Origin of the sequence: sulfur-oxidizing endosymbiont of Gigantopelta aegis (assembly GCF_016097415.1) — a bacterium.
In the GTDB taxonomy this organism is placed as follows: Bacteria; Pseudomonadota; Gammaproteobacteria; order GRL18; family GRL18; genus GRL18.
The window spans coordinates 2,558,738-2,571,982 of sequence record NZ_JAEHGE010000001.1 but is presented as its reverse complement, the minus strand read 5'-3'; the positions used below and the strand labels follow the sequence as shown (position 1 = coordinate 2,571,982).

11 protein-coding genes and 2 pseudogenes are annotated in these 13,245 nt (G+C 42.4%); 4 read left to right on the top strand and 9 right to left on the bottom strand.

Annotated features, from left to right (window positions below; all coding sequences use genetic code 11):
• Positions 1-16: 16 nt before the first annotated feature.
• Positions 17-835, bottom strand: coding sequence for a CbbQ/NirQ/NorQ/GpvN family protein (locus JEU79_RS12950; protein ID WP_198265998.1), 819 nt, complete (start codon positions 833-835; stop codon positions 17-19).
• A gap of 461 nt (positions 836-1,296) precedes the next feature.
• Between JEU79_RS12950 and JEU79_RS12945 the strand changes: the two genes are divergently transcribed.
• The 4 genes and pseudogenes from JEU79_RS12945 to JEU79_RS12930 all read left to right on the top strand — a co-directional run bounded on the left by JEU79_RS12945 (position 1,297) and on the right by JEU79_RS12930 (position 6,500).
• Positions 1,297-2,595: a CoB--CoM heterodisulfide reductase iron-sulfur subunit A family protein gene (locus JEU79_RS12945; protein ID WP_198264440.1), complete on the top strand. Its 1,299-nt coding sequence runs from the start codon at positions 1,297-1,299 to the stop codon at positions 2,593-2,595.
• A 2-nt stretch (positions 2,596-2,597) separates the two neighbouring features.
• Positions 2,598-4,882: pseudogene (locus JEU79_RS12940) on the top strand (FAD-dependent oxidoreductase).
• A 70-nt stretch (positions 4,883-4,952) separates the two neighbouring features.
• Positions 4,953-5,579: a 4Fe-4S dicluster domain-containing protein gene (locus JEU79_RS12935; protein ID WP_198264371.1), complete on the top strand. Its 627-nt coding sequence runs from the start codon at positions 4,953-4,955 to the stop codon at positions 5,577-5,579.
• Positions 5,580-5,594: 15 nt separating this feature from the next.
• Complete coding sequence (locus JEU79_RS12930) at positions 5,595-6,500, top strand: CoB--CoM heterodisulfide reductase iron-sulfur subunit B family protein (RefSeq protein WP_198264439.1); 906 nt, start codon at positions 5,595-5,597, stop codon at positions 6,498-6,500.
• A 390-nt stretch (positions 6,501-6,890) separates the two neighbouring features.
• On the opposite strand, the gene JEU79_RS12925 is transcribed toward JEU79_RS12930, so the two are convergent.
• From JEU79_RS12925 to JEU79_RS12890, 8 genes and pseudogenes are all read right to left on the bottom strand, one after another.
• Positions 6,891-7,373, bottom strand: a complete 483-nt coding sequence (locus JEU79_RS12925; RefSeq protein ID WP_246540580.1) for a substrate-binding periplasmic protein — start codon at positions 7,371-7,373, stop codon at positions 6,891-6,893.
• Between the two features lie 159 nt (positions 7,374-7,532).
• On the bottom strand, positions 7,533-8,183 hold the full coding sequence (locus JEU79_RS12920; protein ID WP_198264437.1) for a hypothetical protein: 651 nt from the start codon (positions 8,181-8,183) through the stop codon (positions 7,533-7,535).
• On the bottom strand, positions 8,183-8,854 hold the full coding sequence (locus tag JEU79_RS12915) for a hypothetical protein (RefSeq protein WP_198264436.1): 672 nt from the start codon (positions 8,852-8,854) through the stop codon (positions 8,183-8,185). The genes JEU79_RS12920 and JEU79_RS12915 overlap by 1 nt, the downstream gene beginning before the upstream one ends.
• A 205-nt stretch (positions 8,855-9,059) precedes the next feature.
• Positions 9,060-9,341, bottom strand: a complete 282-nt coding sequence (locus tag JEU79_RS12910) for a hypothetical protein (protein ID WP_198264435.1) — start codon at positions 9,339-9,341, stop codon at positions 9,060-9,062.
• A 12-nt stretch (positions 9,342-9,353) separates the two neighbouring features.
• Positions 9,354-9,674 carry a hypothetical protein gene (locus JEU79_RS12905; protein ID WP_198264434.1) on the bottom strand — a complete coding sequence of 107 codons (321 nt, stop codon included), beginning with the start codon at positions 9,672-9,674 and terminating at the stop codon, positions 9,354-9,356.
• 140 nt (positions 9,675-9,814) lie between these two features.
• Positions 9,815-10,321 (bottom strand): hypothetical protein, encoded by a 507-nt coding sequence (locus JEU79_RS12900; RefSeq protein WP_214660564.1) that lies wholly within the window; start codon positions 10,319-10,321, stop codon positions 9,815-9,817.
• 133 nt (positions 10,322-10,454) lie between these two features.
• On the bottom strand, positions 10,455-11,819 hold the full coding sequence (locus JEU79_RS12895) for a cyclic di-GMP phosphodiesterase (RefSeq protein ID WP_198264432.1): 1,365 nt from the start codon (positions 11,817-11,819) through the stop codon (positions 10,455-10,457).
• A 334-nt stretch (positions 11,820-12,153) separates the two neighbouring features.
• Positions 12,154-12,891, bottom strand: a pseudogene (locus tag JEU79_RS12890) (IS3 family transposase); the annotation flags it as partial.
• Positions 12,892-13,245 lie beyond the last annotated feature (354 nt).

Here is a 13,245-nt window from a genome sequence, read left to right as displayed (position 1 = left end):
TTATCTTATAAAACAATTAAAACAAAGATGCACTGAGTTCATTGATTGCTGAAAGCATTTCAGGATCATCGGTCAAAGCCTGAGCAATCGCCCCTCGACAAGCGGTCACAGGGTTAATACCATCCTTAATTAACAAGGCCGCATGCACCAATAATCGGGTGCTAGCGCCTTCATCCAAGCCACTGCCTTTTAAATTACGGGTCATGTGAGCAAACTTAACCAGACTTCTAGCCAGCTCAGTCTCAATATTAGCCTCATTTTCGAGAATTTTTTGTTCCGTTTTACTATCAGGATAATCAAATTCAAGGGCGACAAAGCGCTGACGAGTACTTTGTTTGAGATCTTTTAATACACTCTGATAACCAGGGTTATAAGACATGGCCAAACAAAATTCAGCATTGGCCTCAAGTACCACGCCGCGTTTTTCCATGGGCAAGACTCTTCTGTCATCCGCCAAAGGATGAATCACCACCGTAGTATCTTTTCTCGCCTCAACCACTTCATCTAAGTAGCAAATCGCACCAGAGCGTACAGACTTGGCCAGAGGACCATCCACCCAAACGGTTTCACCGCCTGTGATTAGATATCGCCCCACTAGATCAGAGGCCGTTAGATCATCATGACATGACACAGTGATCAGTGGACGTTTTAAACGCCAGGCCATGTGTTCCATAAAACGTGTTTTACCACAGCCCGTTGGCCCTTTAAGCAAAACCGGTAATTTATTTTTATAGGCTGATTCAAATATCTCAATTTCTTCCCCTACCGGCTCATAATAGGGTTCGTCCGTTATAAAATATTCTTCTGGTAAAATTTCTTGAGATAATAAATCCATAATTGCTCCGGCAGTTTTTCGTATACTCATATTATACTCGATATGTGGGGATAGTTTTATTTTAAAAAACCTTGTATATAAAGGGGAATTCTTTAAATCAACACACCCAAATAGGGTCTATTTTCAGCCAAAAACACCTGTAAATAATAACGCTTCTCATTACTCCCGAAAAGCCAATTAGCACTTACTGATATACATCATAAAACTGTCATTTTTCTCTCATTTTCATAGAATATTAAGAAAAAAAAAGGTAACATTCCTGTCTATTTATGGCATGACGCTCATTACAAGCATTTCATCAGGCCATCTATAAAAAATTAATAAATTACGTATAAGGAATTTCTGGAAAATCATCCACTAAAGTTCGCCTTTTTCTTGCACTTAACAAGTAAAAGTTTTAGTGATTTCAGATGAATTTCCAGAAATTCTTTTTTACCAATCCGTTCCGTGGAGGAAATTCGATGTCGGATATTGTAGCAACCAACGAGACCATCTTGGTCGTCGGTGGCGGTATCAGCGGTATCAGTGCTGCCCTAGAAACTGCTGAAGCAGGCAAGCAAGTGATATTAGTTGAGAAGAACGCCTATATAGGCGGTCGTGTCACCCAATTGCATAAATACTTCCCTAAACTATGTCACCCCACCTGTGGCATGGAAATCAATCAGCGTCGCGCTAAAAGCAACCCGAATCTGACCATTCTAACCATGGCCGAAGTCACTGACATCAGTGGCGACAAGGGTGACTACAGCATCAAAGTGAACCTCAAGCCGCGCTACGTCACCAATGACTGTACTGCTTGTGGCAAATGTGGCGAAGTCGTCGAGGCAGAATTTGACAACGAATTCAACTATGGTCTGAACCAACGCAAAGGCGCTTATCTCGCCTATAACAATGCCTACCCTCAGACCTATGTCCTTGACCCGCGCATCATCGGTACTGAAGATGCCACCAAAGCCAAAGACGCCTGTCCAGCCAATGCCATTGACTTGGACATGAGCGAAGAAACCATTGATCTTAAAGCCGGTGCCGTGATTTGGGCCACTGGCTGGCGTCCGTATGATGCCAACAAAATCCAACCTTATGGCTATGACCGTTACCCCAATGTCATCACCAATGTTGAATTTGAACGCATGAATGACCTCATGGGTCCTACTGGCGGTAAAATCCAACGCCCTTCTGATGGCGCAGAGCCCAAGAAGATAGCCTTCATTCAATGTGCCGGTTCACGTGACCGTAACTACCTCAAGCATTGCTCACGCATCTGCTGTATGGCCTCATTGAAGCAAACCCACTATGTACGTGAAAACCTCAGCGAAGGCACCTCGGACATCTACTACATTGATATCCGTGCCATTGACCGTTTTGAAGACTTCTACCGTGACGTACAAAATGATAGCACCGTGAAGTTCATCAAATCCAAAGTGGCCCTAGTCACCGAAGGCGATAATAACAATCCTATCCTTAATGGTGTGGACACTGAAGGTTATCACCGCTATGCCAATGAATACGACCTGGTCGTCTTGGCTACCGGTATGGAGCCTAGCGTCAATCAGAGCGACTTCCCAGTGGAAATCGTCATGAACGAAGAAGGCTTTATCGAAATGGACGCAAAGAACGGCGGCGTGTTCGCCGCTGGCTGTAGTTCCGACGCCCTGGATGTTAACCGTGCAGTACAAAGTGCCACGGCGAGCGCCTTGCGTGCGATTCAAGTGATTAATCAAGTTGGAGCCGTCAGCCAACAGAAAGTAGGAGCTAAGTAATCATGGCTGATGAAGTAAAAACAGGTGCCTATATATGCAAAGGCTGTGACCTAGGCAATCGCCTGAACACAGACCAACTGGAAATGATAGCCACCCGCGAAGGCCGTGTCGCCGTCGCCAAGACTCACGATTTCCTCTGTGGCGCTGAAGGCGTCAAAATGATTCAGGACGATCTGGATTCAGGTGACACCAATCGTGTGGTGATTGCAGCCTGTTCACGTCGTGCTAAAACCGATGCCTTTAATTTCTCTGGCGTGCCGATGTCACGGGTTAACTTACGTGAAGGTGTTATCTGGGTGCGCCCGGATGAAGAAGAAGCACAAGAAACCACCCAAGAGATGGCCGAAGATTATGTCCGTATGGGCTGTGCTGAAATCAAATTCATGTCACCCCCTAAAGCTTCTGAAGAGCAAGGCACTAACCGCCACGTATTAGTGGTCGGTGGTGGTATTACCGGTATGACGGCTGCCATTGAAGCGGCGCGTGCCGGTTATCAGGTATCTCTCATTGAAAAGAGTGCAGCCTTAGGCGGCACGACAGGTCAGTATAAGCGTGCACCGACGCGTGCGCCTTATGCTGATCCCGAAGACACCGGTGTTGATGCCCTAGCGACAATGCTCGAAGACGATGACAAAGTGACGATTTACCTGAACTCATTTTTAAGCAGTTCAGACGGTGCTCCCGGTCGCTTTGATATCGAAATTACCGACACCAGCAATGACAGCACCCAAACCCTGTCCTGCGGCTCTATCATTCAGGCCAGTGGTCAGACTGAATTTGATGCTAACAAGCTGACTGAATTCAGTTATGCCGATGCACCTGACGTCATTACCCAATTAGAAATGGAAGCCTTAGCCAAAGCGGCTGATGGTGGTGCGATTAAACGTCCATCAGACGGCAAAGCAGTCAAGAACGTAGTCTTTGTGCAATGTGCCGGTCAGCGCAGTGACAAAGCCGGGCATTTGTCTTATTGCTCCGGTCACTGTTGTAATACCAGTATCAAGCAAGCCATGTATTTGAAAGACAATGCTGAAAAAGCCGCACAAGGCAGTAGTATTGATATTCAAACCACGATTTTATTCACCGACTTGCGTACCCCAGGTGCGGGCGGTGAAGATTTCTATCGCAGTGGTCAGAACAAAGGCGTCACCTTCCGCAAAGCCACGGTTTCGGCTGTTGCTGCCGATGGTAAAGTCTCACTCAAGGATTTAATCCTCGATGAAGATGACACCATTGATGCGGACTTAGTGGTCTTAGCCACAGGCATGATACCTAACTCCGGTCGTAACAACGAACGTGAAGATGAGCTCAGCGCTCTGAAGGTTCAGTTTGAAGCCGAAAAGAAAGAAGTGCCTCAGGAAGTGCTTGATGAAATTGCCATTCCAGTGGAATCGATTCTGAACCTGAAATACCGTCAAGGCTCTGACTTACCGCAATTAGTCTCCGGCTTTAACGACTCACACTTCATTTGTTTCCCTTATGAAACCCGTCGTACCGGCATTTATGCCGCAGGACCTACTCGACGTCCTATGGACACCCAACAGGCACAAGAAGATGCAACTGGGGCGGCGATGAAAGCCATTCAGTCCATTGAAAATGCCGGTAAGGGCATGGCCGCGCACCCCGTGCCGGTGATTTGTCTTACCCTACCTTCCGTAAGGAAGGCTGTACGCAGTGTAAACGCTGTATGATGGAATGTCCCTTTGGTGCCATCGGCTTTGATGACAAGGGTTTCCCTGAATACAATGAAGCCCGTTGTCGTCGTTGTGGTACCTGTATGGGTGCTTGTCCAGTACGGGTTATCTCCTTTGAGAACTATTCCATTGATTCAGTCGGCCAGCAAATTAAGGCCTGTGATATTCCTGATGAGTTTGATGAGAAGCCACGTTTATTAGTATTGGCCTGTGAAAACGATGCCTACCCTGCTTTGGATATGGCGGCGCAAAACCGTTTTGAATACTCGGCCTTTGTTCGTGTCATTCCAGTACGTTGTTTAGGCTCGGTGAATACCATTTGGATCACCGATGCGCTCAATAGTGGCTATGATGGTGTGGTCTTGATGGGTTGTAAGAAAGGTGATGATTATCAGTGTCACTTCGTCAAAGGCTCTGAAATGGCGCATATGCGCATGAGCAAGATTGCCGATACTTTACAGACATTGAATCTGGAAGCCGAGCGTGTGGTGGTACATGAAGTCGCTATTACGGACATTCATCGTGTGCCTGAGTTGATTAATGATATGGCCAAGACCATTGATGAAATCGGCATGAGCCCCTTCAAGTTCTAAACAGCCAGGGATTCGGGTGGTGTTAGCCTAAACGCTAACAGCCACCCGACTCCCCAAGGAGATAGTAACAATGAGTGATTTAAATCAAGCCCTGGCCACGAAGTACGAGGGCAACTTCTTAAAAGAAGTCATCGATAACGTCGAAGAAGGCGATATGGTGCAAATGTGTATGCAATGTGGTGTCTGTGCGGGTTCTTGCCCCATGGGCGATCATTGGGAGCATACGCCACAAAAAATCTTTATGATGATTCGGGCTAATAAGCGTGAAGCAGTCCTAGCCAGTGATTCGGTGTGGATGTGTACGTCTTGTTACAACTGTATTGCCCGTTGTCCGCGTGAGTTACCGATTACCCACATCATGCACGGCTTAGCATCTTATGCCAAGCGTTTGAACTTGCAACCTAAGACACAGCCGACGGCTAAGTTTGGCCAGTTATTCTGGGATAACCTCACTAAGAAAGGTCGGGTTAATGAATTGAAGCTGGGTCTAAGCTTGTATTTCATGAATGGCTTTGGTGAAGGCGTGAAAACCGCCATGGCGAACCAGAAGCTCGGTCTGAACATGTTAAAGACTAAGCGCATGGCGATTAATGAAGCCTGGGGTGGTCACGGAGTGAAGGACAAGTCTGGATTTCAGGCCATGTTGAAAAAAGCGGCACAGATTGAAAACGATGCCATTGAAGCCAATAGTAAGTAGAGGATAGGAATTATTATGTCTGAAAAGAAAGAGTACTCATTTTACCCGGGCTGCTCCTCGCAATCCGGGGCATCATCGTCTAACTATTTGACTTCGGTGAATTCCATGTGTGAAGAGCTGGACATTAAGCTCAACACCATTGAAGACTGGAACTGTTGTGCCGCTTCTATCGGTTATGCCGGGGGTGGTGAACTACCGCGTGTGTCTTTATCCGCACGTAACATTGCCCTGTCAGAAAAGCAGCATCCTAAGCAGGATATTGTTGCCACCTGTGCGGCCTGTTGGTTGGCCACGCGTGAAGCCTCTGAGCGCATTGCGCAGAGCACTAAAATCAAAGAAGGCACGGGCTTAGCCCTTAAAGAAGCCGGTCTGGAAATGAAGAACGATAAGAACATCCGTCACATGGTGGAAGTACTGGTCGAAGATATCGGTATGCAGGCCATTTCGGATAAGGTGAAGAAGCCGCTCGAAGGCATTAAGATTGCCGGCTATGTCGGTTGTCAGACCAATCGCCCCTTTGGTATTGATGGTGAGTCATTTGAAAATCCAGCTTATCTGGATAATAATATGGTCGAAGCCTGTGGCGCTGAGCCCATCCGCACTTATGAGAAGAAAGTCTCTTGTTGTGGTGGTGCTTTAGCCTTCTCTGAGCCAGAGAAAAGCTTTAATCTGATTAAGCCGATTCTGGAATCGGCTATGGACAATGGCGCTGACATGATTGTCACGCCCTGCCCTGTGTGTCAGATGAATACTGAAGTGTATCAGGATAAAATCAATGAGAAGTTCGGCACTAAGTTTAATATTCCTGTGGTGTATTATTCAACGTTGATGTCGGTTGCCTTTGGACGTTCGGCTAAGGATGCGGCTTTGAATGGTCAGATTATTCAGGCGGAAAAATTGAATAAGATTGCTAATAGCTAAAAAGAAATAATGCTAGCCATTAAAAAAGTGTTTTTAGCTTTAACCTAAAATAATCAGTTGAACCTACTGCGACCGCCTTATGCACTGAATCTTAAGGATTTTTCAGAACATTTTGACTTCACCCGTAGGGTGACTACGAATAAAGCCAAAATAACCTGTAAAACCCTTAATCTTCAGCACCTAAGTCGCTCTCGCTACGATTCAACTGATTATTTTAGGTTTAAATTCAATACTAAAACGGGCACAGATAAAATTTGATTTACACTTCAGATGTAGGATGTGATGAGGAACGAACCGCATCAATGGCTTTAAATTTACGTCTTTGATGCGGTTCGTTCCTCACCGCATCCTACAAATGTAAAAATAAATTGGCTTATTTGATCTATTCCTCTAAAACGTATACCCATTAATGATCTTTTGATATGTACCATCCTTCTTAATAGCAGCCAGGCCTTTATTGAACTTACTGATCAAAGCCTTACTACCGGAATTTTCTTTAGGCGCAGCGATGTATAGCTTACGAGAACTCAAAGGATTTGGTAAAAACTGAAAATCAGCACGATTATTACCCATAAAATGTTTTAACTCATAAAGCGCTAAACGCTTGTCTGCTACAGCAACATCCAATTTACCCTGCTGCACCGCAATTAAATTCTGTGTCAGACGATTAGCCTGAAACTTTAGAATGCGTGGATTTTTCATGAATTTCTCATCATACTCATAGTCTTTTAACACGCCGACTAAAAGCCCTTGCAAATCAGCTAGCGAATCAAATTTCATGTGACTATTGGCATGTGCGACTAAGACAATATTATTGGTCAGATAAGCATTACTATAAAGTAACTTCTTTTGTCGAGCATCCGTCTTCCACACCAGCAAAAATCGGTGAACCCACTTAAACCTCATCAATTAGCCAAGTTCATGCTTTTTAAAAATTTATGGCACTTTCTTTGAGTGGCTCACGTTTGCACCACTAAATGGCAGGCATGGGTCGAGCTACACACTCAAGTGCATTCCTTCAAACGGTTGGGTTTAAGATTTTTTCGTTTTCGTTACCTCGTAGTCATCTGGATTTAAATACAAATCCATCATTTCCTCCCATGAATCCATGACAAGAAACTGAATAGTCCCTCTGAACATTTCCCACAAATACCGCTTAGAACCTGCTTTAGTTCGACAGGCCTGATAAGCCCCATCGGTCAGCTCAAATATTTGATGAAAGTAAAAGGCCAGCAAGGTAAGTAGGTACATGTTATAGCTGAGATGTTGTTTACCATGACCATAATTATGTTCTATAGAATAGCCCTGATTTTTCAGCGTGTTAAAACACTCATTCTCAATCTTCCATCTACAACGCCCAGCCTGAACCAGTTGGATAATATTGTGCTCACTGACTTGAAAGTCAGTCACCCAGCTATTACGATAGGTGATCTTTCCTTCTGAATTGATGAGATGATACTCAAGGAAGTTAACGGTGACGGCATCAGCTTCACCATGTAATGGAACTGCATTTTTCCAACGATACTGATGGGTACGACCTTTCTCATCGATGGTTTCAAATGAGGACAATTCAGTAAAGTCATTGAGCCATTCGAAAAGATATTTATGATCACCTGGTTTGGTCACCAGAAGATAATGCATTTTATTATCTTTAATGGTTTCAATCATCGGTTGGTGTGACATCAGTCCATCACCACAGATAACAAAGCCTTGGCGAGGGTGGTCTTTTTCAATTGAGCAATGAAGCGTTTGCTGGCATTGATCTCACAGTCTTGTTTCTCTGTACCATCTTTATTTTGGATGGCTTCAGGCATGACTGGTAACACTTGTTTTTTATCTGGGTGCATGATGGCACCTTGTAATACGGCATGACTGTAAGTGATTTCACCGCTTTTATGTTCTTTATGCAGGCATTGTTCACAATGAATGTCTTTTGAACTGTGATACTGGGTGCCATCAATTACGCACAGTAATATATTGGGAAAAATAGCATAATCTTCTAAATGTTTGTGCCGTCTCAGACGTTCAAACAAATCTTTAAAAATGGGGGCGAACCCTTCACTGGGCACAGCATCAAGTATCTTTCGCAGTTGACTGTTTTGAGGTATATTCTCAACACCAAAGAGGGTTCGTAAATTATTTTTATGAAGCTCTTCTTCCATTCGCAACTGAAACTGTGCAAGGGAAGGCTCTTGAAAATACATACAGGCAAATGCACTCATCAATGCCTCTGTTTGGCTGTAGTCACATTTGTTTTGTTGGCGATTGTCTTTGATTGCCAGAAAATGAGAAGTAACAGCCATTCGTAATGCGGTAAAGCCCAAGTGCTTTTTGGTTTTAGTTAAGGAGGCCAATGGTTTAATCAGCCTTTTTTGTCAATTGTGGTCGTGGCTTGAGCATATCAGTTTCTCAATTTATTGTGAGTATACTGATCTGATCGATAGATCGTGAAAAAGTTCAAAAATAATTCAATTTTTTTCACTTTTTTAGTTTGGGTGGAAGAACAGTGCGAAAAGTATTATTTTGAGTCTTTGTTAGATGCTGCTGTGCTTACATTGTTCACGACGCCGATAATTGCTGCTTCCACACAGCCCCCACCACATCATAAACGCCTAACTTTGAACCCGCTAAGGCTTTTTCCCATTTTTCAATTCTTATGGTCGGGGTATAGCCAGCACGTTTAAAAGCCGTTTTAACAATTTTCATTGCCAGACCATCATCCGGTAGCGACGAGTCAACATAGGGCGGCCAAATATTCACCACCAGAGAAACATCTTGAGCTTGCACCTGAAGTGCTAACAAGCAAAACATCAGCAAGAAAATCAATTTAATTTTTTTCATATCCATCCTAAATTACTTCAAAGCCTTCCAACGATCACCGACTTTACAAAATGTAAAAACAGCTTGACCTGATTTGTCTTTAGCCTTATTAAATAGTTTGGTTTTTCGGCAATGCATTTCATCAATTGTTGACGAATCTAAAGGCGTAATAGAGCCTGAATTACCAGTCTCAGTATTAGCCCATTCACTGGTCACACCATCTTTATTTTCATCAAGGGCTTTTCTACCTACTGTTTGCAACATTTCAAAATCTTCGGGTTCAAATGAAGCAACTGGACTATACTTAAGGTACTGCATATTTACCGCAGAAGCATTGCTGAACAGTAAAAACAAACTGCATAGCACCAGAAATAGAGTGCTGGTGGCTATAGTTTTTTTTTATCGCATTTTCATTCCATGTTTAACGTAATAATAAGTATTAGTATAACAATATTTTTTATAGAAAGCAGATAGCCCCTATTATAAATTCAAATTCATAAATTAAAGATCATATATTGACCGCTAGCCGCTTTTATTTCTTCGTAAGTTGGCAATCTAGCATCAAAGGGCTCTGATTGAGCGCCTCGACAAATAACAGCTCTTACCTGTGTCTGTCCAGTATTTTCCGCTGGCTTCTTCGCAGCCAGTCTAAAATGATAATAGAGTTTAATATCAACGGGTGAGTCTGATGAGCTAGAAAAAGCCAGTTCCGTTGGCCAGGATGAGGACAAAGAGGCCACCATGACAGGCTTGGTATTTACTCTATTGACAATGGGGCTTTGCTCCTGACGGATGGCAATGACATCATAAATACCAGGTGAAATCTGTTGGATTTTTTCTGCTACTGTATTGATCTCAATTTCACAATTAACATCGTATAAATTTAATTGTCCGTAGCGGATAAGCTCTCCATTTTGAAAAAAAGCCCGCGCTGAATTAGGCGCAACATCAATAACTTGCGTTATTTCAATCGTGGCTTGATGGGAGATTTCCGTATACATATTGTCAGATTTAATCAAGGCTGACTGACAGGCAGAAAGAAGGAGTAATAACATTGACAGCAATAAAAGGCTAATTATTTTCATCATAACATTTTGTACTGAACAGTTTTAAATAGAGAGTTTAAATAAAAAATTAAGAAACCACTTTTTTTAACAAGCTTTTAACATTCCACTTTTGAGTTCTTTCAGCACCGATGTTTGTCACCCTCTCCAAACCCTTAGTCACTTCTTCGACATCGATGCCAAAAGTGCCTAAAGGATAAGTATTGATGATTTTAGGGGTGATTTCACTACTTTCATTAATCTCATATAAATCGAGTAATTTAAAAATACTCACCGGATCGCGTTTATCATCACGCAAAATAAGCACTTTAGGTAATAATTGATTTTTGTTGTTTTGTTCAACGATAATCGCAACTTCTTGTGAGTTCAGCTCAACAATCGAACCCACAGGATAAATACCAATGGAACAGATAAATTCTTGCACCAATTCAGACATAAACTTTTTGTCACGCAAGTGATATAGGTGCTCTACAGCACGTGTGGGATCCAAAGAGTCATCATGATTTCTACGATTGGTTATCTCTTCATAGTAACTGACCATCCCGGCAATTTGCGCTAGTAAAGGAATCTCATCACCCATTAATTGCATTGGATAACCCGAACCATCAAAACGCTCACAATGTGCCCGAATAATAGTGATAATCGCCTGAGGCGTGCGTCCCATAATTTTAAGGGCATCTAGAGTATGATCGACATGTTGCTGGTATTCCAACTGTTCGTCTTTAGACAAATCATCTTCATTTTCTAGTAATTCTATGGGTAACTTAGCTTTACCAATATTACATAATAATAATGCCGAGGATAAGTTGTTTAACTTTGCTTTCTCAAGCCCAAGGTAACGGGCAAAGGCAATCGCCCAAATTGACGTACGCAAAGAACGGGCATGGGTATGAGTATCTTTTTCGTGTAAGCGAGTCAGCCATAAAAAAGCATCTGGGTTTCGTACCACACTATCAACAATCGCTGTTGCCGAACGTTTCACAATTGTTAAATTAATTTCATTTCCCGCACTGACATCAGAAAAAATCTGTGAGGCCGTTTTAGTAATTTCTTTATAGAGATGATTAGCGGTTCGAAATTCTGAAGCAAAAGATGAGGTCTTATTATAGCTTGTTTCAGCTTTTGGTAAGCCTTTTGATATCGGTTTTGGAACAGGACGGCCAAAGCGTATATCCTTCACGTCTGTATTAGCAATTATTTTTATTTTTGTCAGTAAAGAGGGTTCAATAAGGTTAATATTAAGGCGTTCTTTTGTCAGTTCTATATCAATATAAACAAATGCACAAAGCCTTTGCAGTCTGACAATATCATTAGCATTTTCAACATAAAAACCTTCCAGAAGAAAATCTGTTTCAATCCATGGGCGATCCAGCTCAGACACATACATACCGATCATGATGTTTTGTGCCAATATTTTCTTACTTTGAACTGCCATATTTCCCCATAAAACATCCCACTGATTACATCATTAATTTTTATCGCAATTATAGCACACGCCATTGCAACAAAAGTTTATAGCACAAAAAATATTTATTTAAAAAACTTATTTTACGTCAACTACTTTTCCTGTATTATTAAGTATTAAATAAAAAATATTTATGTACTATTATTACCACACTTATTATTACCACTAAAGGAATTAGATATGAAATTTAGCATATTAGCCAGTACAATTTTTGCCTTATGTTTTTCTGTAATGATGTGTCATTTTGAGCGGAGCCGATGGCCGTCAACGGTAATGGGCGGCATTTATGTCGCCTTTTACCCCTCTTCAATCGACAATGGTGCGTCAATTCAGTTTTCAAACTATGAAAGAAGCTCTCTGATACAGCATTGTCCCAGCAATTTCCTTTGCGGCTCATAGACTGAATTATGTTATGATCCGACAATATTTTTCTATGACTATCAGAGGCATATTGGCTACCTCGGTCAGTATGCCAAAGCAATCCATCCATTGGTTTACGCTTCCATATGGCCATCAGTAAAGCATCATTGACTAGCTTGGCTTTCATTCGCTCATCCATCGACCAGCCAACAATTTGCCTAGAGAATAAGTCAATGACAACCGCTAAATATAACCAGCCTTCCTTGGTGGCAATATAGGTAATATCACCCACATAGTAGCGATCAGGTTGAGAGACAGTAAACTCTCTTTCCAGTAAATTTGGAGATATACGCTTATTATGCTTGGAATTAGTCGTCGCTTTAAAGCGTCTCTTCGTTTTACAAAACAAACCGGCTTTTTTCATTAATCGACCAATTCTCCGGCGGCTTATATGAACGCCTTTTTCAGCCAGTTTTCTTTTTAAGACGACGGGTTCCATAAGTCTTGCGACTGTCTTCAAACAGTTTTTTAGCTGCTCAGTAAGCGCTTCATTTTCTTTCTCTCTATCCGTTTTAGGAGAGCTAACCCAATCATAATAGCAACTACGGGAAACATCCATAAAACGGCACAGAATCGTTACCGGGTAATCTTTAGCCTGATCAGTTATCCATGCGTACTTCACAAAGTTTCCCTTGCAAAGTACGCTGTGGCCTTTTTTAATAAATCACGCTCCTGAATCACTTTTGCCAATTCTTTTTTCAGACGTTTTACTTCTGATGTGTCAACACTTTTCCGGACAGTTTTCTAAATATTTTTTTGGCTGTTTCAAGTGATTTTTGTCATTTTGTATTTCCTATCATTTTAGTTTCTCATGTTAACTTTAAACAGATGAAGAGAAAGGGCTTTGCCCTCTGGAACGATAGAGCCGTTCCATTCACCCAAGGTATTTTCACAACGGTAATGATCCTGTTACAATATCTTCACGGCACAGGCTGAGGAGCCGATGGCCGTCAACGGTAATGGGCGGCATTTATGT